Here is a 24353-nt window from a genome sequence, read left to right on the forward strand (position 1 = left end):
CTTATTATGCCCGTTCTGCTTTCTTTTCAGTTTCCGGTTTTTCCAAAAGCTTCTTAATACCCTGGATTGCAACCAGCACACCCAGTATTAACAGTAATACTGCAAATATCAGCTGTAAAGAATTTCCAAGATCCAGACCTGTTGTTACAAATGCTTTGGAAAGCTTTACAATTGTCATTCCAAGTGCGGTAAAGGTAACTGCCATCATAAATACCATTGGTACCCAAAGCATCCAGCCCTGACGCTTGGTTTTCTTTAAGAATACTGCGCAGGCTACCAGTGCCAGTACAGATAACAGCTGGTTTGCAGAACCAAACAGTGGCCAAATTTCTGCATATCCAACCTTGGTAAGCAGGTAAGCAAGTACAAGTGTAATGATGGTTGCAAAGTATTTGTTTGTTACCACTTTCTGGAATGGACTCATATTTTTCTCATCTGTGTCGGAATCAAGGAAAAATTCCTGGAAGGACAGACGTCCTACTCTGGCTACAGAATCAAGAGATGTAAGCGCAAATGCGGATACTGCAAGGTTGATCAGAGTGAACACAAGGGAGTGAGGCAAACCGATCACAGAAAGGAAGTTTGCAATCGCACCTGCGAAAATCTGTGGCTGGGTGGTAAGTCCCTGTGCAGCAGCCTCTCCTTTTCCAAATGATGCAACTGCGATCAATGCGATGATTGCAAGCATACTTTCCATAAGCATTGCACCAAAGGAAACCGGCAGCATGTTCTTTTCATTTTTGATCTGCTTGGAAGCAGTACCGGAAGATACCAGGGAATGGAAGCCGGAAACTGCACCACAGGCAATTGTTACAAATAAGATTGGGAACATGTACTGTCCATCTACATTAAAGCTTGTAAATGCCTGAAGATTACATGCCGGGTTCGCTGCAAATACACCGATAACAGCGCCCACGATCATGAAGATCAGCAGATAGCTGTTCAGATAATCACGTGGCTGAAGCAGCGCCCATACAGGAGCTACACTGGCGATCAGAATATATACAAAGATAATAATGTGCCAGGTTCCAAGGCTTACATACATTGGGAACTGCAGTCCCAGCACAATTGCTGCAACCAACAGCACAATTGCAAAAGCAGTATTTACCCATTTATTGAACTTTGTGTATTTCAGGAAAAATCCAAGTCCAACTGCTTCAAAAATGAATAACATGGAAGTTGTTGCAACAGCTCCATTTGCCACTACCTTTGTCACTTCTCCTGCATCATTTGTGGCAAATCCGTTAAAGGTTCCGGCTACAACATCTGCGAATGCTGCAACAACCAGAATACAGAACAGCCAGCAGAATAAAAGGAATAATTTTTTTCCAAGTTTTCCAATGTACGCTTCAATAATGTATCCAATTGTACGTCCTTTGTTCTTTACAGAGGCATACATAGATGCAAAGTCCTGAACTGCTCCAAAGAACACACCACCGATCAGGATCCAAAGAAGTACCGGAAGCCATCCAAAAATGGCAGCCTGGATTGGTCCATTGATCGGGCCGGCACCGGCAATAGATGCGAACTGATGTCCAAATACTACATTGGTATCAGCCGGTACATAATCAACTCCATCCTCCATTTCGTAAGCCGGAGTTTTTGCTTTCGGGTCAATTCCCCATTTGTTCTGGAGGTAACGGCCATACAGAAGATAGGCGCCGCCCAGAACTACGATAGCGATTACCATCATCATAATTCCACTCATAATCTTTCTCCTCGTCTTTCATTTGTAGTCAAGTGGTTAATATATATAAAAAACGCCCTTGCTATCCAATGGATAACAAAGGCGGAATTTCCGTGGTACCACTTTGCATTATCGTATCTATTACTAAACACGACCACTCACTGCTGTCTGTATAAACAGCTTCTTCTGTAACGTGAAGACTACGTCCCGGCTTACTGAAATTAGTTATTATTTTTTTCAGCGGGATGCTCCCAGGTGATACCACAAAATACCTTCTGCCGCCTCTCACCAGTCTGCGGCTCTCTGTGTTCCGGTTATCTTTTGTAATTTGTCCTGTTCAATGCATTTCTCTTTATCTAACTAAAGTTTTACTACTTTTTTTAGAAAATTGCAATACATTTTTTGTATATATTATACGATTTTATCAATCTATTTTTGTACATTTTCACTGACCGGTATCAGTATCTTCAGATCAAACCAATTCTCCTTTGTGTCAATGGAAACAGCGCCATCATATTTATTTACCGTATAGCGGATACTTTTCAGCCCATAACCATGAAATTCTTTGTCCCGCTTCGTTGTAATAAACGCTCCGCCCTGATAATTCAGTTCGGTATCATAATAATTTTCAAACCGGAGAAGCAGAAAGTTTTTCTGTTTTGAAACACTGACGTGTATCAGCCTTTTTTCTTTATCCGGAATCTTCAATTCGCATTCAATGGCATTATCCAGTGCATTTCCAAAAATACTGCAGATATCCATAACGTCCATAAAATCCAGCAAGGCTCCATCTGCAACGCAGGTAAAGGTTATGTTATTCTTTGCGCAATAAAGACTCTTGGTAGTCAGCACAGTATCTAGCACTTTATTTCCTGTTTTGTTCTGACTTTCATATTTCTTTATATCTGCTTCCATTTTATCCAGAAATTCTTCTCGTTTTCCAGGATCAGCTTCACTTCTTAACACAGCAATCTGATGCTTCAGATCATGATACTTATAATTGATCAGCTCAATGCTTTCTTTTGACTGCTTGTATTGCGCATACTGATTCTGAAGCACATTCTGTACCGCCTCCAGTTCTTTTCTCACCCGAAGCTCACAGCACTGTATCAAATGTGCATATAGAATTGCAATTCCTGCAACATCTACTATAGTACGGATATTCCCTATTTCAAAAGAATATCTGCCTGTAAATGGCGTGTTCACATTCACATAACTCATATTGCTGACAGCAAATACGGCAATACTGATCAGGAGTCCGGAAAAATATTCCCTTCTGGTGATTTCCATCTGTCCATCCTTTGGCATATGAATATGAAGAATTTTGTACAATATCACTGCAATCACACCATAGATCAGAAGAATTGCCATTCCCTGCTGCCACCAGGACATCCATGCTTCTTTCCCTGTATAACACAGGATCTGCCACCCGGCAGAAGCCATAAATTCAGCTGCTACAAAAGCAATCATTCCAAAATATGCCGCATCTGTCAGCCTGATCTCACAGCAGCAAAAAACAAAAGCAACCATCAGAAAAACCGCAAATATCATACAGGGGATCCAAAAAATCAGTCTTACCCCACCGGTAGAAATCAGAAATACGCTCTGTATTCCAAATGCACCTGCCACAAGACAGCCTGTTACAGCCGGTGAAAATCTTTTTTTGAAAGGCAAAATAAAAATCAGACAAGCCATCCACTCTGCAAGTGCCGTATAAAGTCTTGGAATATCGGGCAGATAATATTCTGTCATTTTATCACCTCACCCCAATATCTGGTCAGGGCTTCCATGAAGACCTTTCTTCGTGCACGGCTCAATGTCAGATTTTCTCCCTTCACCAAAGCACATCCATCCTGGATTCGTTCCACATGCTGGAGGTTGATCAGATATCCCTTATTTCCACGGCAGAAATTCATCTCCGAAAGCTTTTCCTCCATCTCCTTCATTTTCCCCGTTGTCTCATAGTTACCCAGTATGGTATGGAGTATCAGAGTATGTCCCTGACTTTCAATATAATAAATATTTGCAACATTAATCCTGACCATGCCGCCCTTCATATTCACCATGATGATCTTCGTTTCCCGCTTTTTCATTCGGCTGATAGCACGGTTAAGTCTCTGGGAAAATGCGAAATAGGACACCGGCTTCAGTACATAATCCAGCGCATCCACTGCATATCCTCTGATTGCATATTGTGCCATATTCGTAATGAAAATGATCACAACCTCTGTGTCAATTTTGCGGATTTCTTCAGCTGCAGACATTCCGTCCATGAATTTCATTTCCACATCCATCAGAATAATATCGTACTGGGATTTATATTTATTTACAATCTGATCGCCGTCTGAATAGACTGTAATGTCAAACATCTCTTTGTTCTCTTCTTCATATTGATGCAGAAACTGCTGAAGCTGCTTTGCATACATTTCTTCGTCTTCCACAATTGCAATGCTGATCATGCCAGTCCTCCTTTTTTCCTGTTATTACGCCTCCTTTCATAATAAATAATTTTTCCTCACTCTGCAAGACAAAAATCGCATAAAAAAATCCCCCTTTTTTGCTCTGGAAATTTTACAGATTCCTTGCTCTGCTTATTCCAGATTTAAAAGGGGGACTTATGTCTCCAGATTACTGTTTAATTATTCGTTTACAGCCTGTTTTTTCTTTTTTCTCCAGCGTACAATTACAATTGTATCAACTACAATAAGAACAACTGCAAGAATCACGTCAATCATTACAAACAGTTTTGTCATATTGGTCATTCCGGTTGCCGGATTTCCATCTGCATAATATCCGCTGTTTGCTACTGTATAAAGGATATTTTTGCAAGCCTGACGCATTGCAAGAACTGCTGTTGCGCTCTCGTCTGTCAGTTTGTTGGACTCTGCACTGTTAAATCCAAGCATCAGATCATTTCCGTTTCTGATACAATGATCGGTGATCATGTAACCATAGGAACCGTCATAATCGGTTTCTACCATTCCAACAAATCCCCATTCTCCACGAAGCACGTTGTTCAAAAGCTCGTTGTTTGCACAGCTTGGTACTGTACCGATCCAGTTGAAGGAGGACATAACTGCCATTGCTTTTCCTTCAAAGCCCTTTGTTGCAAGCTCGAATGCTTTCAGATATCCTTCACGGATTGTCTGCTCGGAAGCAAATGTGAGAAGGAAAGAGCATCTGTTTGTTTCCTGATCATTTAATGCAAAATGCTTCATGTATGGATAAATACCCTTGGTGGCTGCTCCATTCATTTCATTTGCTGCCATGTATCCGGACAACAGACTGTCTTCTGAATAATATTCGAAGTTACGTCCTGCAAATGCTGTACGGTGGATGTTCATAGCCGGGCCGTACCATCCGTAGTTATCAGCATCTACATATTCCTGTCCCATAGAAACGCCGATTTCATTTGCAAGTTCTTTGTTCCAGGTCTGAGCCATAAGAACTTCAGATGGATAAGCAGTTCCAAATGCCTTTGTGATGAAGTTGTTTAATCCGGCAGGTCCGTCACAGTCAGATGTGGCAATTTTACCTACTGATTTGATTTCTGCGGTCTGCCATCCACCAACATTGATCAGAGTAGCCATATCTTCGAAGCTGAGCTGGTCTAACAGCTTATCCCAGTCTGCATCGTCATAATCTTTTCCGGTAAGGTCAGCAAGCTGAAGTCCGTTGTCTGCTCCCATTGCCGGCATTTCATCAGAATCATTGTTATATTTGGTTCCATCGTAAATGCCAAATACATTCTCTTCTACGGCTGCCCTTGTCTCGTCGCTCATTACATAAGCATCCTCTTCCGGCACACCGCATGCTTTGTCATAATTTGCAAAACCGTACTCACGGGAAAGCTGCTCAAAGTCGCCTCTCGCATAATCCTCAAACTGGTTTGTTGCAACAGTTTTGTCGGAAGAACGACCATCTTTGCTGTAATCAATATCTTCATCAACGGTGAACTTCTCTTCACTAAGAACTGTATGAGAGTCTGAACGAAGAGAAATTGTGTATTCGCCAGCCTCTAAGATATAACCGCCTCCGGAGATCTTAATACCTTCAGAATCATAGGAAGCCATATCTTCTTTGTTGATGGTAAAGGATTTTTTCTGGGATTCTCCTGGCTCAATAGAATCTGTTTTCTCGAAAGCGATCAAGTTTGCTGCTGCTTTCTCGATTCCACCGTTTGTGTAAGGTGCTGTGTAATAAATTTCCACAACATCTTTTCCAGCAACAGAGCCTGTGTTCTCTACCGTTACATCAAAGGTGACGGTATCTCCGTTATCCTTGAAATTCTCAATCTGTTTGTCAAAGGTTGTGTAGCTGAGTCCATATCCAAATGGATACTGTACCATATCCTCATACTTGATAAGACCCTCTTCAGCTGCTGTTTCATAGAATTTATATCCTACATAGATTCCCTCTGCATAGTTTACAAATCCCATGCTTCCTTCGTAAGCCGGATCATTTGCTGCGATCTGCTCTTTCAGATCTTCTACGTTTGTATAAGCATTCAGGCCCATATTATTGTAGTATGGAGTCTCTGTCAGATCCTTTACAAAGGTATCTACTGTTTTTCCAGATGGGTTTACAGAACCATTGATGATCTCGCCCAGTGCTTCGAAGCCAGTTGCACCTGCTCCAGGAGCAAAGATAACCGCACCGATCTGCTCATATTTGTCTACCCAGTCCAGTTCCATTGCATTATTTGCGTTTACAACTACAATAACATTGTCAAACTGGGAGCATACTGTATCCAGCATATCTTCCTCTGTATTGGAAAGCTCAAGATAGCTTTCTCCCTCGTCGAAGTCATCATAGTCTCCATTGTTTGTGTAACTTCCTTTTACATATCCGTAATTGTCTGGGGAAACAGATACTTCTTCTGCTTTCTTTGCATAGCTTCCATCAATTACAGATTTCATGTCGGTTGGAAGGTCTGCACCCTCTCCGCCGGAACGTCCAATTACAACTACAGCTGTGTCAGAATACTCTTTTGCTTCGTCCATCAGGCTGTCTGTGTAATACTCCTTAGTCGGCTCAGGCAGTGTCCAGTCCTGCTGCGCCATGGCAATTGTAGGACGGTCAGCTCTGTAGTCAGTATACATCTTGGTAAGAGACTCGTTTGTCTCATATCCGGCATCCTTTAAGGACTGCAGGATACCGATTGCTGTGGAGGAATCAGAAGATCCTGATCCTGTTCCGCCAAACAGCGGGTTTGTAGAATCCCAGCCGAATACATTCAGTTTCTTTGTATCTGAGGAAAGAGGTAAAATACCATCGTTTTTCAGTAACACCATTCCTTCTTCAGCAACCTTCTGAATGGTTGCACGGCTCTGGTCTGTAGTCTCTTGTGCAAGTACTACTTTCTTTGCGTTTAAAACACTTGATACGTTGTTGTACATCGGTCCGTAGCAGATTACATTTACAAGCACTGCAACAATTGCAATAAATGCAATGGCAGCCTGCCAGCGGATCACATGACGGAATCCCTTTTTGGCTTTATGAGCCACAACCATTACTACGATCATCACAACAAGTAAAGCAAGGATTGCGATAACGTAGCCGATCAGCTTCTCAATATAGGATGTAAGGTCAGCCTGACTTACACCGAGACTGCTGAAAACCGGGCTCAGTAAATTTACTAAAAATCCTGTCATAATCATTTCCTCCCTTTGTTATTTTCAGGAGTATTCTATCAGATTTCAGCAGATTCTGTTGTATTTTACATAAACGGTTCTTTTTTTACATAAACGGTAGTTTTTATGGCATTCGTTTTATTAATCCATTCGGAAACACTTGGTGTAAAAGTCAATAATCCGACCTGCTTTTTAAAATGTTCAGATTGGGACACTTTAAATTGCTACATCTTGTACATTAATTATCCTATTCTGGCAGGCTACTTTCCAAACAGAGCCGTCCCGAGGATGTCAAGTCATTGCTACAAAAAATATGCGGCTTTTTTGCCACAAAAATGGCTTAAAACCGCATATTTCTGTATAGAGGACGTTATATAATTGTCACAAAGTAGGTGGGGAGGATGTTATGTCATTGCTACAAATATCATTCTCCGCATAACGATTTTTTATAAATCATTCCATTCTTGTGAAAGCGGAAAATGATAAGCCATATCGAAAGCTGAAATAGCTGCTCTATTTACATCCAAAATTTCAGTAAAATCTCGATCTTGCCCTTTAATTCCTTTTTTTCCTAACCCCGATAATAATTGTTCAGCTGTTTCCAACATTAAAACATGTAAATTTTTTGTTTCAGCATAGGTTTCCAGAACACTATTTTGACATTGTTTATGAAGACAATAAAGATAATGCCTAAATGCTTCTTTTTCGCCAAAACCTGTTGATGATGGTAAACTTCCATTGAACAACATTTCACTATATTTATTTTTCATCGTTACTGGAGGTTCAATTCTATCTAATAGGTCCATACGTTTTGCAATGTCTAAAAAAGGAATTTTATACTCTGATAATGCTTGTGGACAATAATACCATACCGCTCGACGGCTAGGCTGTTTATCATCTATTGTTTCAAAATGTTCTGGCTGAAACCATCTTAAATTCAAAAAATTTCCTGATGCAATTGCATCACATTTTGCTAATGCCATACATAATAATTGATGACTTGCATAACCCACAATCGTCATCTTCCGCTGTCTCTTAATTCCTGCTACTAATGACATAATATTAGACACCCACAATGGTCGATCCACCAAATAATATCGTTCCGGATGTTCGCATACAATATATACACCTTCTACATCCCATTCTTCAACATACTCTATCACCCGTTCAATCTGGCTTTCATCATTAAGTACATCACTACTCAATGAAATTGTGTGTATATACTTCATATCAGGTGCATATTTTTTTGCACTTTCTATTATTATTTTCTGTATTTTATTCCATAAATCGTCTATTTTCTTAGCAGTAATGGAAGGCAACAAAAACGCTTCTGCCTCAACTTCGTTATTTAATTTTGATAGTTCTTCTACTACCGTATCAAATTGTCCCATTTCCAATGATGTAATATCACTCTTCGGCCAATATGCATACTGAGACAATTTTTTTTGATATTGTCTAGGATAATACAATTGTGGATCAACAAGTACTTTCCCTTTTTTCTTATGCACCCTAGTTGCATAACCTTTTACCTTATTGGGCAAAATGTTCATAGGGCTAATGATAATAGTTCCACCATCAAACTCTTCTAAATGCTCGAGAGCTAACGCTTGCATATTATGTCCCATTTGTATAAAAAGTTCCATTCTTTAACCCCTTCTATTCATAAACAAATGTCTTTTTAGCTACTTTTAACCAATCTATTGCTTGCTTAGCAGTCCTAGGTCTTCTAGAAGGATATTTTCCCATCATTGCCCCTAATAATGCCATAAACTGACTTTGAGTATCCCCTTTGATTGAATACTGTACAGGTGTAATAGTTTCTGTCTTTTGTAAGACTTCAAGTGCATTTATAGAGCCTTCTCTAAATGGATTTTTTCCTGTAATACATTCATAGGTAACAACTCCTAGTGAAAAAATATCTGCTCGAGAATCAATTTCCTTTTTTAAATTATTAAATTGCTCAGGCGCAGCATATCCAGGTGTATGCGGACCCATCATTGCACCTGTTCTTGTCAATGAATCTGCTCCCAATATCCTTGCAATTCCAAAATCCAGAAAAAATATTCTACCATCATCTGCTCGTATAATATTTTCCGGTTTAATATCTCTATGCACAATACCTTTATTCTCTATACAAGCAATAAACTCTAACCCCTGTTCCAAAAATGTCACTGCTTCCTCTAAAGAAAATCTCTTGCCACTTTCAAGCACCTTCCGTAATTCTGTTCCTTTTACTTTTTGCTCAATAATATATAATGTCTCTGTTCCCTCATACTCTATGGTTCCAGTTTCATATATTTTAGGTACCATGGATAAGTTTAAATCTCTTTCTATTTGTATTTCCCTAAGAGACCTGGGATCGTTAAGCTGAAAATATAATTTAATAACAGTTTCTCCATATGAGTTGTGAACTCCATCAAATACAATCTTCTGTCCACCACGTGCCATCAATTCAATTTTTTCAAATTCTTCTTGACACATTTCTTGAAATTTTTTCATCTCTCATTTCTCCTAACTTAAATGGGCAACAGTCCTTCCAATCCATTCATTAAACTGTAAAGACTGATAACTTGACGGTGATGCTAATTTCTTTGCTTCTACTATTTTTCTAAAACTTCTCTTCTTACAATACAAACCTGTGCCTTGTCTTTCAAACTTTTTAATCGTACTACTTTGCGGATTTGAAGTACTTGTTAATGCATATGATTGTGATGCAAACCATGTATTAATAAGAGACTGTTCAGCAACTTTCTTTATATCCGTCATTTTAGCTTCCACTGAAATCAATTTTTTTATATTATATATCTTTTTGATGTCTACTGGTTTCCATAAGCCGTGATCACGTATAATCATATGTGCATCTAGTAATTTTTCTATGGCCTGAATTGTATCTTTTTCTGGCATCTTAAGTCTTGTTATCAATTCACTTCCTGTACTTCCTTTAGTCATCAATAACTGAGATAACACTTTTAAATCATTCGTTTCCAGATTTTCTCTTTGTTCAGACCAATTCTCCAATATTTTAGGTGAATATGATGCAAATACAATGTCAGGAAATCCGGATGCAACTTTAGGTTCTACAAATATAGCTAAATTGTTTGTTTTATTGCTTTTTAAAAAATTATGAATATAATATTCAATAAAATCTTCAACCAAATCCAACTCATCCCCTTGAGTTGATGGTCGTGTATACAATCCTATATCTTTAATATTATGATCAAACATCAATATCCTATCCATTGTTACATTTCACCCTTTTCAATCTCTCTTTTGCACTTTTTATAGAAACAATTATAACAATCCCGCCTTTAAAAATCAATCACTCAAGGCTTCTTAAAATAAACATAACTAGTATTTTTTCATCCCCACTCTACCTCCACTCTCCCATCATCATACACATATATTCCGGACACATATTCTTCCAGCATTTCTCGTGTTAGCTTCTCATAGCCTAAATACTTCAACATTTGCTCCACCGGAACATTCTTTTTCATCAGGATGTCTTTCTCAGCGTTTATCAACTCAGCCAACTCCTGCACACGCTTCTGCAGTCGTTCTTTTTCTTCTTCCAGCTGCATCTTTGCTTCCATGAACTGTTTCTGGTTCATCTGTCCCTCGTGATACTTCTCATAGTTCTGTCGGTTCTGAATCTTTATCTGCTCCTGACGTTTTTCGCAGTCTGCACTTTCCATCTTATAGGCTTCTATACTGTCCTCATGCTGTTTTCTCATAGATTGCTGCATCTGTTCTTGGCTGATATTCTGACGTAAGTAAGCCTTTATTTCTGCCAGCACGATATACTCCAGCATTTTGTTATCCGCTTTCCCGGCAAAACATCCTGTATCTTCTTTTCCTTTACTGTAAGCACAGCTATAAAGGATATGACCATGAACCGGACTGCTTGAAGTCAAGCTTCTGCGACAATTTCCACACTTCACATAGCCACCTAACAGTGTTGTTTCCCTGTCGAATTTGCTTTTCTTGGTGTATCTGATCTGCAGGGACTGTGCTTTTTCAAAAACTTCTTTTGATACGATCGGCTCATGGTGATTTTCCATCACTTTCCACTGATTTCTCGGTACCGCTACTTCTTTCCCAGTTCCGGGATCTGGAATCTTTGTCTTTCCATAGACCATACAGCCTATATAAGTTTTATCATCTACAATCTTCCGTATCATATCACTCGTCCACTGCAATCCTCTTGATGCAGCTTTCTTACTGCCTGATTTCTGTCGTCTGCTCATAGACTGCAAGGGAGTCAATACACCCTCTTCATTGAATAACTTACAAATCTCCATCTTGGAATATCGCTGATTGGTCAGTTCAAATACTCTGCGGATCACTTCTGCTTCGTCCTCTACAATCACCAGTTCTCTCTTATTTTCAGGATTGATTCGATACCCATAAGGTGCAGAGCCACAGCAATATTCACCTTTTCCTCGTCGGGTGCTGACTGCTGCCTTTACCTTTACAGACTGGTCTTTCACATAAAAGTCTGCGATCAGTCCTTTAAACTGTACTTCGATGTCTGAACTCTTTCCTTTATAATCTTTAGAATCATATCGATCTGAGATAGAAATGAAGCGTACTCCAAGAAATGGAAAAATCTGCTCTAGATAAGTTCCCATCTCAATATAGTTTCTGGCAAAACGGGAAAAATCTTTTACCACAATACACTGAACTTTATTCTCTCTGGCAAGTTCCAGAACCTGCTTAATTGCCGGGCGCTCCATACTGGAACCAGAATATCCGTCATCGTAAAACTCCTGAAATGGCATAGCAGCAAGCTCCGGAATATTGGAAATATAATCTTTTACCAGTTTTCTCTGATTGATAATGCTGTTACTTTCTCCCTCTGAATCATCTTCCATGGAAAGACGGTAATATCCAATAATCAGTTTCTGATCACTCATGTTCTACCGCCCCCTTAAACCCGAAGTTGATTTCCAGTCTGCCATCACCATACAGATACATACTTTCAATCAAGCCCTCTGCAAGTTCCGCATTGATTCTGGTTGTCCCATCCAGTTCCAACAGACTTCGTAAAAATCTGGCTTCTTCTTTCTGCTGTTTTTCCAGCTTTCGTATGGTCTGCTCCAAAGACTTCTTTCTCTCTTCACAAAACTCTTTCCAGTTATTACGGTCATCTTTCATTTCTATATAGGCTTCTTTGGAAAGTTCACCCTCTTTATATTTCATAAATGCCTGTGCCAGTTTTTCTGAACGTCTTTCCATATCTGCATCCAGTTTTCTGATCTCAGTTTGAATCTCACTGATTTTGGAAAGAAATACCGCACTGCTTATAGCAGACATATCCTTTTTCCGCAATCCAGATAACTGAAACTGTCTGGTCAGCTCCGAACGGACAATTTTCTGCAGCTTCTCCTCGGAAATAGATTTGTGACTACATTTTCTTTCATCCCGATACCAGGTAGCATTGCAAAAGTAATACACATTGCCTCTGTATCTACGTGTACACATTTTCCGCTTACAATCACCACAATAGAATACATTGTAAAATGCTCTTTCATCATCTTCCCACCCTGCAGTAGTTTTTGTTGCTTTCTGTTGTGCTGCTTTTAACCTGATCTGTGCTTTGTCAAACAGTTCTCTGCTGATAATCGGCTCATGAGCATTTGGCGTAATAATCCACTGACTTTCGTCCAATATGTCACACCATTTTTCACCTCTTTGAAATCTGGATTCGTATTTTCTCTGAACCAGATCACCATAATAATTATTTCGATTTAAAACCGCACGTATCGAAGAATTTCCCCACTGGTGAAGATTCTCTCCATCCTGACAGTACACATGATGATATTGGTTATAGTCCGAAATCCGATGTACCCCATCTTCAAACAGCCTGTCAATAATACTCTGTATACCATCTCCAGAAGCATATTCTTCAAAAATCCTACGGACAATCTTTGCAGATTCCGGTTCCACAATCAGCTTATAAATCCCATTTACCTTTTCCACACAATATCCGTATGGAGCTGTAGATCCCACATATTCACCATTTTTCTGTACAATACGTTTCGCAGCCCGTTCTTTTGCAGAAATGTCTTTCGCATAAGCATCATTCACCAGATTTTTGATATTCATAGATAATTCCTGATTCTTAGCACCAGGTGCATATGAATCATAGTTGTCACATACAGAAATAAACCGTACTTTCATAAAAGGAAGAATCTTTTCCAGATAGTTACCAGTTTCGATGTAATTTCTTCCAAATCGTGAGAAATCCTTTACCAGAATACAGTTTATTTTACCTGCCCTGACATCATTCATCATCCGTTCAAATCCCGGTCGGTCAAAATTTGTTCCGGTTTTTCCCAAATCAGAATATATGTCATATACAGCAATCTCATACTCTCTGTCTGGATTTTCATTGTGCTTCTGAATGAATTCTTTTATCAGCGTAACCTGTGTTTCAATAGATTCTGACTTTTTTTCATCACTGTCTACGGATAATCTGGCATAAATTGCAGCCATACATACCGGGATCCCAAGAACTTTCTTCTCTGTGTTTTTCTTATATCTTTTTGCTGTCCTTGCCATTTATCCCACCTCTTTCCTGCACTCTGTCCGGTGTTCTGCATAAAACCGTCTTATAACTTTCATTTTCTCAATCATATCCTGATAACGGATGTGAATTTTAATTTGCTTATTTTCATAAATATAGATTTTATCTACGGTCAGTGCCAACAATGTGCGATCCAGTTCTTTGATTTCCAGTGATTTCTTCCAGTCCTCCAACTGAACAGTTGCAGACACTCCACCCTCAAACATTTGCTTTACCAGCTTTTTCTGATTTTCAATCATCTGCTCCAGTTCTTCACATTTTCTTCCGTAACTTTCCCGAAAATCATCAAACTCCTCTTTGCTGATCAGTCCCTCTTTCAAGTCATCACCCAAAGATGCTTTCAGACTGTAATATCGGTTATATTCTTCCTGTAACTTACTAATCTGTGTATCATAACCAATTACCTGATCGTAGCTGACTTGCATCTCACAAAGTTCTTCCATAATCATCTGATAGTCTATAAAAAGTGCCGTATATGCCTGAATCTCTTTCAGCACAATTCTTTTCAGCACCTCTTCCGGAATACTATGTCTGGTGCAATCTCCACCTTTATTCTTTGTCTGGCAGATATAAAAGGATTTTTTCTTCCCCCTATACTGATTTACCCTGCGTATCATCGGTGTCTTGCAATCTCCGCAAAACACAAATCCCGAAAAAAAGTTTGCACTGTCTGATGTTTTCGATGCCCTGCCATCATATTGAAGCAGCTTCTGAACCACATCAAAATCATTCTGCCTGATAATTGCCGGATGCGTATTTTCTACTTTCACCCACTCTGATTCTGGCTTATCTAGGCGTTGCTTTACTTTATAGCTGATTCGTTCCTGCTTGCCCTGTACCATGTTTCCAATGTAAACCTCGTTGGTCAGAATCCTTTTGATCTGCACTGCCGACCATTTTGGTGTATCTGAACTATGGAATCCGGAATTGTAATTTTCACCATTTGCCTTTTTATATTCTTTTGGCGACTGCACATGACGTACATTCAGTTTTTCTGCGATTGCTCCAAGACTGAACCCATCAATTTTCCATGAAAATATTTTTCTTACAATATCCGCTGCATAAGAATCAATCACCAGACAGTTCTTATTCTCCGAATCTTTGCAGTAACCATACGGTGCAAATGCTCCAATAAATTCACCTTTCTCACGTTTGATTTTCTGATGGCTTCGCACTTTACCGGAAATGTCCCGGCAATAGCTTTCATTTACAAAATTTTTGATTGGAACTACAAATGACTTCTCTGAAAAATCTGCTGTTTTACTGTCAAACTGGTCTGTAACTGAAATAAAACGCACATTTAAAGCCGGGTAGGTCTTTTCGATCCATCGCCCGGCTTCTATATATTCTCTTCCGAATCTGGATAAGTCTTTTACAATCACACAGTTTACTTTTCCAGCTTCTATATCAGTTGTCATTCGTTTAAACTCAGGTCGGTCAAAATTTCCTCCTGAGTATCCGTCATCCACATATATATCAAAGATCTGAATATCCGGCTGGCTTTTTACAAAGCTCCGCAGTAACTCTCTCTGATTTGCAATGCTGTTGCTCTCTGACTTCGCACCGCCCTCTTCCATATCATCTTTCGATAACCGAAGATACAATGCAGCATCGTACATATCTGGCATATTCATTTGCATCTGTTCCATTTTACATCGCTCCCAACTTACTTATTCCATTGAATTTGAAGTCAGAAACCATGTATCACGTTCATTTTCCCTGACCTCACATTAACATAACATCTGTAGCTTCGCAAGATATTTTTTCAAGACTTGCATCTAATACATCAACTCCGTTCTTTTTCTAAGATAATCCCCAATGGCATCTGTGGCATCCATTTCTCCGGTCATTTCCACGACCACCACATACCCTTCATTCATGTGAGCATACGGTTGATCTCCGGATTTATCCAGAAAAGTTTCCACTTTCTCAGAAATAGCTTTATCCATATCAGGAATTAAATCTTCAATGTCCTTTAACTGCTCCAGATCAACACTGGAATCTATTACTGACTGATTCACCATGATGCTCACCTCTTTTCCAACATATTCTTTGTATAAGTCGTCCTATACCTACAATTTTCTCAACCGCATCACCTTAACTTTCTTCCTCTTTTCTCCAGTTATCCAGATATCTATAGCATTTTGTATTCTGTTCAGCGTATTGGCTTCCATTCGTATAATCTGTTGTCAGCGTTACTTCCAACCTCTATCAGAATATTTCTGAATGCTGGCAGCTTCTTCGCAAACTTACCAGCCGTTTCCGGAGTATCTTCGACGCTCGCCCGTAAAATCATTTACAGGGTTATGGCATCTGTGGAATCAGATTATACAGCTCATGTAATTTTCAAGGTACAAAAGAGATTTTTTTGAATACCCTTTCACTTATTACAGCCTGGAAACACCAAAATGTTGTTCTCTTCAAAAAAATCCTCTCACTAATAAAGCCTGACAGAAGGATTTTACCAACCTCATTTTGCAATAATTTACAAAAAAATATTTATCCTTATCTGTACATTCGCTTTCATGCGAACCTTTATTGTACTGTCATTTTAATTCGCTTTTATGCGAATGTCAAGTATTTTGTTCGCTTCAATGCGAATCTTTCTGTTTACATTCCTTGTTTTTGGTAGTAAAATGGCTTTATCAAAAAGAAAGTTGGAAATCTGATATGACAATCGGTGATAAAATAAAAAAAATCCGGACATTCCGGAATATGACACAGGCAGAACTTGGTACTGCCCTCGGCTGGGGCGATAAAGGTGCAAACCGCCTTGCCCAATACGAAACGAATTACCGGGTTCCCCGCAAAGATCTGGTAAGTGAAATGGCTAAGATTCTGGACGTAAACCCACTGACACTACATGAGCCAACCACGATGGACGCCTCTGAACTGATGGAAATTCTGTTCTGGATTGATGAATTTAACCCAGTAGCTATCAATCTCTTTCAATTAGAAACTTATCCGGGTGAAAAATGCAATTCTAATGAGGATACTGCTGTCCGTTATCATGATTCTGATAGCTGGCCAGCTCATCCACCTGTCGGCATGTGGTTTAATTATGGGGTTCTGAATGAATTTATGAAAGAATGGGTTCTCAGAAAAGAAGAACTGAGATCTGGTGAGATTACCAGAGATGAATATTTTGAATGGAAAATCAACTGGCCACAGACCTGTGACGGGTGTGGGAAATATGAACCTAAGAAAAAATGGCGAATATAGCAAATACAATGCTCTCCAAAACTGGAAAATATTCCAATAATGGGGAGCTATTCTTTTTTTAATCTAATGCTCTTCTACTATATGTATTCTTCTTTCAGACAATCATTAAGCACCTCTTCACAAACAGCATATTCCCGTCTATTTGGATATTCTTTAGCAACTACTTCACTGCCAATCTGAATATATGATAAGCGCTTAATTTTTAGGTATGATAGAAAAAATCCCCGACTACTTTTCAGCAGCCAGAGCCCCTTGACAATTCACATATGATTGATTTGATTCGTTTGCACGACGTTCGATTTCAGCTTTGACAATTTCGTTCCATGGAGCCAGAAGTTCTAATTCATCATCGCTCATCCTATCATTATCGTGCTGATTTGCACAAAGAAATAACCTTATTATGCCGGTTGACAGGTTGGATTACGCTGATTTTTTGAAAACTTTATATTGTATATTTTAATGAATTGTAGGATTACTTTATTGACATTTCTGACACTATCATATACGCTGTACATATCGTACAAGTACGCATATATCAGAAGGTGGTGAGAGGAAGTTAGAATGGAAATTATCATAAGTAATAGTAGTGATAAGCCTATTTATGAACAAATTTCTATGCAGATCAAGAGTTTAATCATGGATGGTACCCTATCTGCCGGAGAAGCCCTGCCTTCCATGCGTGCACTGGCAAAAGACCTGCATATAAGTGTTATTACTGTTCAACGAGCTTACGAAGATTTAACTCGAGATGGGTTTATCGAAACCGTATCGGGAAAAGGTAGTTTTGTTGCATCACCAAATAAAGAATTTATTCAAGAAGAACAACTACGAATAGCGGAAGAATTTTTAGAAAAGGTTGCTATAATCGGTCGTACTCATGGTATCAGCTATGAGCAAATGGCTAATATTCTAAAACTATTTTTTGAAGAATGAGAGGTGAAATTATGGAACAGAACAGTATTGTTGTAAAAAATGTGACTAAAAAATTTGATGATTTTATGTTAGATCATATTTCATTTACAGTTCCTACAGGACGTATTGTGGGTTTCATAGGAGAAAATGGTGCTGGAAAAAGTACAACTATCAATTTAATTTTAGACCAGTTGAAGTTGGATGCGGGTGAAATAAGAATATTGGGTAAACAAAATCATTCTTATTTGCATAAAGAAAACATTGGTGTTGTTTTTGACGAATGTAAATTCCATTCCGTCTTAAATGCAAAAGATATTGCCCAAATCCTTTCGGGATCTTATAAAACATGGGATATGAATTTGTTTGAAGAATATATGAAACGCCTTGATGTTCCATTAAATAAATCAATAGGGCAACTTTCAAAAGGTATGAAGATGAAATTGTCAATTATTTGTGCACTATCGCATAGACCCCAGATTCTGATTTTAGACGAAGCAACAACAGGGTTAGATCCTGTTGTACGAGATGAAATTTTGGATATTTTTTTAGAATTTATTCAAGATGAAGAACACTCTATTTTGTTCTCTACACATATAACCTCTGACATACAAAAGGTTGCTGACTATGTAATTCTGATTCATAATGGAAAAATTATTTTTGAGGAAAAGAAAGATGACCTCATTTATAATTATGGAATTATACGCTGTAAAAAATCAGAATTTAATACTGTTTCGCCAGATGACTATGTATGTTGTCGAGAAACAAATCTTAGCGTGGAATGCTTAATACATGACAAAGTAGCTGCAAAAAAAAGATACCAAAATCTAATTATTGATGACGCTTCTATTGAGGACATTATGCTGTTCTATATCAAAGGAGGTGTCAAATGAAAGGATTGGTTTTTAAGGATTTATTGCTTATGAAGAAAATGAATAAAAAAGTCATTCTTGTAATGTATTTTTTTGTAATAGCAATTTCATTCTTCGGAGAGAATGAAGTTTACTCAATTATGTCATCGGCTTTTTTTTCACTTTTTATCGGTATGCACTTAATGATGACCATGACCTATGATGGATTGACTTCATGGAAACAATATGAATTAACCTTGCCGATGAGTAAGTACCAAATCATTTTCAGTAAGTATTTGACTAGCTTGCTTCTTGTTCCGATTAGTATAATGGGTACAGTTATCATTTATATCATTCGTTATGTGGTTTATCATAATTTTACACTTAGCCAGTTTGGTTTTTCTATCGCCATTGCAATAGCATTACCTGTTTTATGGTGTTCTATATGTTTAGCAATAGCACAGTGGTTTGGCTATATGAGCGTTCAGTATGTGAGAATGATTTGCACACTTCTCGTTATCTTTTTCCTAAGTAAAATATCAAAAGATATGGACTACGTTACTCAAAATTTGGTAAAAAATCCTATGTTGATTGCTATTTTTGTTTTGGGTATAGTAGTTGCATCGTATTTTGTTAGTGTTATAGGATATTCAAGGAAAAAATAAAAAGTAGAGACGCAAATAAAAGTAAGTGTCGAGTGGGTGCGTTTCCCTGTCTACGGAAATAAAACTCGCGACAAAATCTGAGAAAATGAGCCGGTGACAAATTTTCCACTCTTTTGTCCAAAGTGCAAAAGCGAATGCCTAATCGACATTGAACAATTCCATATAACTGCTATTAAAACGCCAGACGCACAGCCGCAGAGCCGATAATACACAGTTCTTGAACTGTGGTTATCGGCTTTTGTATTTTCCTAATCATAGTGATTATCAGCATACAGGCTTTTTTCTTCAAACTTCTTCCGAAAATACATTTTAAGCAGCATGATTCCCACATTGATAAATCCAAATGTCAAAATCAAATTCACTGGCAGATATTCTCTGATTACATCTCCAAGTACTGCAATCCCCGAAAGACTTCCCAGCAAAAACATCTGTGAAATTTCATCCCACATTTTTTTGTATCTTTTTATTACTTTCACGATTGTTACCATAACGATTGCCAATATAAAAAGCACAGCTACAATCGCCAGAATCCTAATAATCCATGCTTCTCCGCCTGTATATGCTATTTTCTGGTTGAATCCGTTATCATAGGTTGGATGTACCAACCATTCACAAAATCGAACATACCACATGAATGGAGTCCTGAAAAAATCTATAAAGTCATTCTGAAAAGCACCATTCTGTACGATTGCAAACAGGATTACTGTAACGTATCCCATTCCCCAGAAATATTCTATATCCCTCATTTTTTCAGTTCTTGCCTTTACTTCTTTTTTTGCTTTGCGGATTTCCAACTCTGCACTTTTCTTTTCGTTACGGGCTTTGGCTTCTGCCTGTTCCATCTTTTTCTCTGCTTCTTTCTGTTTCTTCTGTGCTTCATCTACTGCTTCAACAGATGATTTATTCACCTGTATCTGCAGTTTAGAGTTCTGGTTCCGAACGTCTCTTATTTCTTCTTCGAGCTGCTCTTGCTCGCTCCTGCTCTTCAAACCATTCCTGTTCCTCAGATCGTCGTTGCTCTGCTGAAGCGATTGATTCAGCTTCTGCGTTTCGGACAATTCGATTGTCAGACGCTGAATTTCTACGGTTGATTTCCGAACTTCTTCTCGCAATCTCTGCCTGTCGGATAAGATCTTCAGTTTCTCTTCTTCCAGTGTCTGTATCTGCTTTTTCTGTGTTCGCATGAACTCTTTCGCTCTCTCGAAACTCTGTACGAGAATATCCCTCTCCACTTTGAGCTTGATCGGTGATTCCTCTGGCATCTGCAATGGCTGCGTCAAGCTCTCTGTAATAGTTTCTGAGTTCTTCGTCTGCTCTGCTGTCTCTGTCGAATGCAACTCTGGATTTTTCCCTATTTCCATTAAATTCATTCTCCAATCCCTCCTTACTGATATCCAGATGAAATGTTTTTGACAGATTGCTGTCTCGCACTTTCTTTCCATCCTGATTCTGAAAAGTAATGTGCTTCCGTTTCTCTGTCCAGTTTACATTCCATCCAAACTGTTTCATTTTTTCTATAAACTTTTCTTTGCTGATACAATTTTCCAGTGCCTTTAATACCGCCATTGCACAGTCCGCTACAAAACTGTCCTTTACCTGTTGACGGAACAGGTTATATTTATCTTTACTCCATGCAATGACTTCCCCTTTTTCAATCTGTCTTCTATCAAAGTGCTTTCCTTTCTCGACAACTGTCAGTCCACGTTCTCGGCACATCTGATTGGTAAGCTGTTTCATACGTTCCAGATCCTTTTTGGTGTTATGCAGTTTTCTTCCATCTTCATAACTCACTGAATTAGTAACCAGATGGCAGTGGATATGATCTTTATCCTTATGCACAGCCATTAAGGTCTGGAATCCACTGAACCAATTTTCTGCAAACTCTTTTCCAAATTCTAATGCCTGCTCCGGAGTAATCTGCTCGTCCTTATGCCAGGAAATAATGTTGTGAGCGTACATTCTCCCAGAATCTTTATCCCACATCTTCTTTTCTTCTAAAAAGGTTCTATACACCAGATCATAGTTGATCTCATCATGGCAGTACGGACCTGTTACATAAGTAAGCAGTTCACCTGTCTTGTCCTGTCGCAAAACATATTCGATACAATTTCTCATTGCTCCATGTGTATTTGTCCGCTTATTAATCGTCTTATTAATAGCCATATCTTTTCACTCTCCTTCCTGTATTTGAGAATATTTTTGTTGAGATAATACAGAATATCTTCCCTTGGCATAAAACCATCCGTATTCATTTTTCTTGCAATCTGATTCAAATTCGTAGCTGCACCACGAAGCTGACTAAGTATCTCTGCAAAAATCTGATTCAGCGTTTTCAGTTCTTCCACTTCCTCTGCGGAAGCAATTTTTAAACCTGCTATTGCATGAATTACAACCGCCTGCTGAGTCTGTCCAGACTCCTTTACTTTATTTTGGAGCAGATCATACTCTGCTTTATTCATTCGTATCGTTACTGTATAATTTCGTTTTCGCATAAATCTTTGTCTCCTTTCTCCACTCTATCTTTTTTATAAATCATTCATAACCTTTCCGGCTGGTAGATTAGCAGGGGATATATAAGGGAGTGCAACGCTCCCTTATATAGGTGCAGGACAGCATCCTAGTCAATCAGTAAGTGTTCCGTAGGAATGTCCGGTGGATATTTCGCAGGGATACTTACGCCATTGACGTGCCGGGGTTCCAAGGGGCAGAGCCCTCTGGCAATTTTAGGAACAGCCCAAAGGCTGGCTCCGGTGCAGAGTGGCTTGCCACTTTGCGAAACTTGCCTGTCATCTCCCCACCACTGAATTAGCACCAGTCAAGTAACATTTCTCCTCTGCGTTATCCAACCTAAATAGAGATGACGGTGGTTTTGTGGTGCAGGAACTGACTGTGGAAGAAAGAGAAAAGCTCCCCTTTCGATAGATTTTCTCTTTCTGAAACAGGCTGTTCGTGCATCACTCCGATGCGAAGTATCGGACAATCATGTGCCGTATCCGGCACTCTATTCTTTTCTTCACCTTGCTTGTTCAATCCACCCATCTGCCAACGCTTTTCTGTTATATTTTCCTGTTATTTCTGTCTTTCTTTTTCTGGATCTCTTTCCAGCTCTGCTAAAAGACATAAAAATAGCAGTCATAAACATTTCTCCAATTCATAATGTCTGAAATGTCGCCACTGCCATTGTCTTTTTCTGCTATTCTGTTTTTGTAAAGCTGTTCCTTACTGTCAATCTTATTCTCTGTTACTGTTATTCTGCAGTCAACTAAAAACTATCTGCAAAATCCAGTGCAGCATCCATATCAGCTTCTTTCTCCCAGTCCAGATTATCTTCTGCGATCTCTCCATCCGTTTTCTCCATTGTTAGTGTTCTGTCCGACAGATTAATTTCTCCTACCGATTCTTTTACAAACGGTACAAGCATTTCCATCAGATTCTTCGCTATAGCCATCGGGGCAGATTCTTTCACTCCATCCCGGACAGCTGTTTCCACTCTTTCCAGAAAAGCATCTTCCTTTTCTCTGGTTTCCAGATACGGATCTGCTTCATTCCTGTACTCTCTGGAAAAATAATCGTTTAAAGCAACTACAACTGCTCTGGTGTACGATTTATATCTTTCCCTGTCCATCGTCTGCAAATATTCCCATGCCTGCCTGTCCTGTTCATCACAAAGATTCAAACGGATATTTGTATTGATGATTTTTCGTTCTTTTCTCATACAAGCATCCCTCCGTTTCTCTGGATCTTCCTTACAGTCATTGCTTCATAGCCTTTCGCTGTAGCACAGATGTCCCGTACAATCGTCACCCGGCTCTTGTCATATTCCCCAAAATTCTGGATCATACAACCGCCACCACCGACCACATACAGACGCATCAGTTCTGGATTATATTCCCGTTCTCTCAGCTTATGGAAGATTTCTTTCGTATAATCTCCGGCAGCTTTACGAATGACTGACAGATATTTCTCACCAATATCTGCTGTCCCGGTACGGATCACCTGCTCAATCACCAGATCGTCCACCACTGTTCCCAGTTCTTTCAACAGGGATTCCCTTACAGCAAGCACACACTGATGCGTTCCATATTTCTCTGTAAAGCATTTCTTCTCTAATGGACGGGAATTGTTGATATACATGATGTTCATAGTTCCGTTTCCAATATCCACAAGCATGTTGATTCCTTTGAAATCCTGTAAGCGGTAAAAGGCTGCTGCAAACCCCTGTGGGTAAATATCAGCTCCTGCAAACTCTACATGGTAGTCTTTGTTACGGAATGTAAAATCCACACTTTCATTCTGAAGAAGATATTTCTGAAAGTCTTCTTTCTGTGTAGCTACCCAGGTAAGAGGAAGTCCGGCTGCGATATGTACCGTTGCCCGGTTCATACCTTTCCCATCAAGTTCTCTTGCGATAGCCGCCAGTGTCAGCACATAATAGTCCTCATCCTGCGTTTTCTCTGCACAGAACTCCTTGTGTTCCTCTCCGATCTGGTAATACATGCCATTGTAAACAAGAAGATTATTCTGAAAGATTGGCTCCTTGTCATATCTGGCTACACCGGATGGGAAACATCTGGTAGCTGTTTTCATGTTTCCATACCCATGATCAATCCCGGTCACCATAACTATTTCATTATTGTTGTTTTTCATCATTCTCATAATCATACCTCACACTTTCTTAATTCTTTTTTTACTTTTTCCCAAATTCGGGAAAAACCTATATTTGTATCAGCTAAAACGTTGATACATGAAAAAGGGCAGTCAGTGTAAAAAAAGCAAAATTTTATGTACTCTGGCAGCCAT

22 protein-coding genes, 1 pseudogene and 1 other annotated feature are annotated in these 24353 nt (G+C 39.1%); of the genes and pseudogenes, 5 read left to right on the top strand and 18 right to left on the bottom strand.

Annotation, left to right across the window (positions count from 1 at the left end):
* Positions 1-4: 4 nt before the first annotated feature.
* From I4V84_RS14535 to I4V84_RS14585, 11 genes are all read right to left on the bottom strand, one after another.
* Positions 5-1708, bottom strand: a complete 1704-nt coding sequence (locus tag I4V84_RS14535; RefSeq protein ID WP_118580448.1) for a carbon starvation protein A — start codon at positions 1706-1708, stop codon at positions 5-7.
* A gap of 74 nt (positions 1709-1782) precedes the next feature.
* Positions 1783-2037: a binding site (T-box leader), on the bottom strand.
* 79 nt (positions 2038-2116) lie between these two features.
* The gene (locus tag I4V84_RS14540) at positions 2117-3439 is read right to left on the bottom strand and encodes a sensor histidine kinase (RefSeq protein ID WP_195992693.1); all 1323 of its coding nucleotides are present in this window, start codon (positions 3437-3439) and stop codon (positions 2117-2119) included.
* On the bottom strand, positions 3436-4146 hold the full coding sequence (locus tag I4V84_RS14545; RefSeq protein WP_173773991.1) for a LytTR family DNA-binding domain-containing protein: 711 nt from the start codon (positions 4144-4146) through the stop codon (positions 3436-3438). Before I4V84_RS14545 ends, I4V84_RS14540 begins: the two co-directional genes overlap by 4 nt.
* A gap of 180 nt (positions 4147-4326) precedes the next feature.
* Positions 4327-7341 (bottom strand): glycoside hydrolase family 3 C-terminal domain-containing protein, encoded by a 3015-nt coding sequence (locus I4V84_RS14550; protein ID WP_195992694.1) that lies wholly within the window; start codon positions 7339-7341, stop codon positions 4327-4329.
* A gap of 425 nt (positions 7342-7766) precedes the next feature.
* Entirely contained in the window at positions 7767-8963 is a 1197-nt protein-coding gene (locus I4V84_RS14555) for a hypothetical protein (RefSeq protein WP_005333823.1), read from the bottom strand.
* 13 nt (positions 8964-8976) lie between these two features.
* Entirely contained in the window at positions 8977-9819 is an 843-nt protein-coding gene (locus I4V84_RS14560) for a serine/threonine-protein kinase (RefSeq protein ID WP_005333818.1), read from the bottom strand.
* A gap of 12 nt (positions 9820-9831) precedes the next feature.
* Positions 9832-10560: a hypothetical protein gene (locus I4V84_RS14565; protein ID WP_118520129.1), complete on the bottom strand. Its 729-nt coding sequence runs from the start codon at positions 10558-10560 to the stop codon at positions 9832-9834.
* A 119-nt stretch (positions 10561-10679) separates the two neighbouring features.
* Positions 10680-12233 carry a recombinase family protein gene (locus I4V84_RS14570; protein ID WP_195992695.1) on the bottom strand — a complete coding sequence of 518 codons (1554 nt, stop codon included), beginning with the start codon at positions 12231-12233 and terminating at the stop codon, positions 10680-10682.
* The gene (locus I4V84_RS14575; RefSeq protein WP_195992696.1) at positions 12226-13881 is read right to left on the bottom strand and encodes a recombinase family protein; all 1656 of its coding nucleotides are present in this window, start codon (positions 13879-13881) and stop codon (positions 12226-12228) included. Before I4V84_RS14575 ends, I4V84_RS14570 begins: the two co-directional genes overlap by 8 nt.
* Complete coding sequence (locus tag I4V84_RS14580; protein ID WP_195992698.1) at positions 13882-15555, bottom strand: recombinase family protein; 1674 nt, start codon at positions 15553-15555, stop codon at positions 13882-13884.
* A gap of 129 nt (positions 15556-15684) precedes the next feature.
* The gene (locus I4V84_RS14585; protein ID WP_118061849.1) at positions 15685-15930 is read right to left on the bottom strand and encodes a DUF6870 family protein; all 246 of its coding nucleotides are present in this window, start codon (positions 15928-15930) and stop codon (positions 15685-15687) included.
* A gap of 646 nt (positions 15931-16576) precedes the next feature.
* Here I4V84_RS14585 and I4V84_RS14590 point away from each other — a divergent pair.
* Positions 16577-17128 carry a helix-turn-helix transcriptional regulator gene (locus tag I4V84_RS14590; RefSeq protein WP_195992700.1) on the top strand — a complete coding sequence of 184 codons (552 nt, stop codon included), beginning with the start codon at positions 16577-16579 and terminating at the stop codon, positions 17126-17128.
* Between the two features lie 228 nt (positions 17129-17356).
* Here I4V84_RS14590 and I4V84_RS20180 read toward each other — a convergent pair whose 3' ends face one another.
* Entirely contained in the window at positions 17357-17485 is a 129-nt protein-coding gene (locus I4V84_RS20180) for a hypothetical protein (RefSeq protein WP_264295755.1), read from the bottom strand.
* 204 nt (positions 17486-17689) lie between these two features.
* Here I4V84_RS20180 and I4V84_RS14595 point away from each other — a divergent pair, with 204 nt between their 5' ends.
* The 4 genes and pseudogenes from I4V84_RS14595 to I4V84_RS14610 all read left to right on the top strand — a co-directional run bounded on the left by I4V84_RS14595 (position 17690) and on the right by I4V84_RS14610 (position 19760).
* A complete protein-coding gene (locus tag I4V84_RS14595; RefSeq protein ID WP_118044672.1) occupies positions 17690-18061 on the top strand; it encodes a GntR family transcriptional regulator in 372 nt (123 codons plus the stop codon).
* Positions 18062-18072: 11 nt separating this feature from the next.
* Complete coding sequence (locus I4V84_RS14600) at positions 18073-18930, top strand: ABC transporter ATP-binding protein (protein WP_118520107.1); 858 nt, start codon at positions 18073-18075, stop codon at positions 18928-18930.
* Entirely contained in the window at positions 18927-19553 is a 627-nt protein-coding gene (locus tag I4V84_RS14605; RefSeq protein WP_195992702.1) for an ABC-2 transporter permease, read from the top strand. The genes I4V84_RS14600 and I4V84_RS14605 overlap by 4 nt, the downstream gene beginning before the upstream one ends.
* Positions 19554-19568: 15 nt before the next feature.
* Positions 19569-19760 (top strand): annotated as a pseudogene (locus I4V84_RS14610) (cysteine-rich KTR domain-containing protein).
* Between the two features lie 41 nt (positions 19761-19801).
* On the opposite strand, the gene I4V84_RS14615 reads toward I4V84_RS14610, so the two are convergent.
* From I4V84_RS14615 to I4V84_RS14635, 6 genes are all read right to left on the bottom strand, one after another.
* Positions 19802-20461, bottom strand: coding sequence for a DUF6040 family protein (locus I4V84_RS14615; protein WP_243008070.1), 660 nt, complete (start codon positions 20459-20461; stop codon positions 19802-19804).
* 13 nt (positions 20462-20474) lie between these two features.
* On the bottom strand, positions 20475-21716 hold the full coding sequence (locus I4V84_RS14620; protein WP_195992704.1) for a relaxase/mobilization nuclease domain-containing protein: 1242 nt from the start codon (positions 21714-21716) through the stop codon (positions 20475-20477).
* On the bottom strand, positions 21665-22045 hold the full coding sequence (gene mobC / locus I4V84_RS14625; RefSeq protein ID WP_195992707.1) for a plasmid mobilization relaxosome protein MobC: 381 nt from the start codon (positions 22043-22045) through the stop codon (positions 21665-21667). The genes I4V84_RS14620 and mobC overlap by 52 nt, the downstream gene beginning before the upstream one ends.
* Before the next feature lie 355 nt (positions 22046-22400).
* On the bottom strand, positions 22401-22592 hold the full coding sequence (locus tag I4V84_RS19700) for a hypothetical protein (RefSeq protein ID WP_173719831.1): 192 nt from the start codon (positions 22590-22592) through the stop codon (positions 22401-22403).
* Between the two features lie 223 nt (positions 22593-22815).
* Positions 22816-23268 (bottom strand): hypothetical protein, encoded by a 453-nt coding sequence (locus tag I4V84_RS14630; RefSeq protein WP_195992708.1) that lies wholly within the window; start codon positions 23266-23268, stop codon positions 22816-22818.
* On the bottom strand, positions 23265-24209 hold the full coding sequence (locus I4V84_RS14635) for a ParM/StbA family protein (protein WP_181989026.1): 945 nt from the start codon (positions 24207-24209) through the stop codon (positions 23265-23267). Before I4V84_RS14635 ends, I4V84_RS14630 begins: the two co-directional genes overlap by 4 nt.
* Positions 24210-24353 lie beyond the last annotated feature (144 nt).

The sequence above is a fragment of the Ruminococcus sp. 1001713B170207_170306_F1 genome, assembly GCF_015668065.1.
Classification (GTDB): domain Bacteria; phylum Bacillota; class Clostridia; order Lachnospirales; family Lachnospiraceae; genus Blautia_A; species Blautia_A faecis.

Bases quoted from the DNA above. Each gene is read 5' to 3' on its own strand.
- I4V84_RS14545 (WP_173773991.1), bottom strand. From the start codon at position 4,146: ATGATCAGCATTGCAATTGTGGAAGACGAAGAAATGTATGCAAAGCAG.
- I4V84_RS14600 (WP_118520107.1), top strand. From the start codon at position 18,073: ATGGAACAGAACAGTATTGTTGTAAAAAATGTGACTAAAAAATTTGAT.
- I4V84_RS14570 (WP_195992695.1), bottom strand. From the start codon at position 12,233: ATGAGTGATCAGAAACTGATTATTGGATATTACCGTCTTTCCATGGAA.
- I4V84_RS14630 (WP_195992708.1), bottom strand. From the start codon at position 23,268: ATGAGAAAAGAACGAAAAATCATCAATACAAATATCCGTTTGAATCTT.
- I4V84_RS14555 (WP_005333823.1), bottom strand. From the start codon at position 8,963: ATGGAACTTTTTATACAAATGGGACATAATATGCAAGCGTTAGCTCTC.
- I4V84_RS14560 (WP_005333818.1), bottom strand. From the start codon at position 9,819: ATGAAAAAATTTCAAGAAATGTGTCAAGAAGAATTTGAAAAAATTGAA.
- I4V84_RS20180 (WP_264295755.1), bottom strand. From the start codon at position 17,485: ATGAGCGATGATGAATTAGAACTTCTGGCTCCATGGAACGAAATTGTC.
- I4V84_RS14575 (WP_195992696.1), bottom strand. From the start codon at position 13,881: ATGGCAAGGACAGCAAAAAGATATAAGAAAAACACAGAGAAGAAAGTT.
- I4V84_RS14595 (WP_118044672.1), top strand. From the start codon at position 17,690: ATGGAAATTATCATAAGTAATAGTAGTGATAAGCCTATTTATGAACAA.
- I4V84_RS14635 (WP_181989026.1), bottom strand. From the start codon at position 24,209: ATGAGAATGATGAAAAACAACAATAATGAAATAGTTATGGTGACCGGG.
- I4V84_RS19700 (WP_173719831.1), bottom strand. From the start codon at position 22,592: ATGGGTGGATTGAACAAGCAAGGTGAAGAAAAGAATAGAGTGCCGGAT.
- I4V84_RS14580 (WP_195992698.1), bottom strand. From the start codon at position 15,555: ATGGAACAGATGCAAATGAATATGCCAGATATGTACGATGCTGCATTG.
- I4V84_RS14550 (WP_195992694.1), bottom strand. From the start codon at position 7,341: ATGACAGGATTTTTAGTAAATTTACTGAGCCCGGTTTTCAGCAGTCTC.
- I4V84_RS14565 (WP_118520129.1), bottom strand. From the start codon at position 10,560: ATGGATAGGATATTGATGTTTGATCATAATATTAAAGATATAGGATTG.
- I4V84_RS14620 (WP_195992704.1), bottom strand. From the start codon at position 21,716: ATGGCTATTAATAAGACGATTAATAAGCGGACAAATACACATGGAGCA.
- I4V84_RS14540 (WP_195992693.1), bottom strand. From the start codon at position 3,439: ATGACAGAATATTATCTGCCCGATATTCCAAGACTTTATACGGCACTT.
- I4V84_RS14605 (WP_195992702.1), top strand. From the start codon at position 18,927: ATGAAAGGATTGGTTTTTAAGGATTTATTGCTTATGAAGAAAATGAAT.
- I4V84_RS14590 (WP_195992700.1), top strand. From the start codon at position 16,577: ATGACAATCGGTGATAAAATAAAAAAAATCCGGACATTCCGGAATATG.
- I4V84_RS14585 (WP_118061849.1), bottom strand. From the start codon at position 15,930: ATGGTGAATCAGTCAGTAATAGATTCCAGTGTTGATCTGGAGCAGTTA.
- mobC (WP_195992707.1), bottom strand. From the start codon at position 22,045: ATGCGAAAACGAAATTATACAGTAACGATACGAATGAATAAAGCAGAG.
- I4V84_RS14535 (WP_118580448.1), bottom strand. From the start codon at position 1,708: ATGAGTGGAATTATGATGATGGTAATCGCTATCGTAGTTCTGGGCGGC.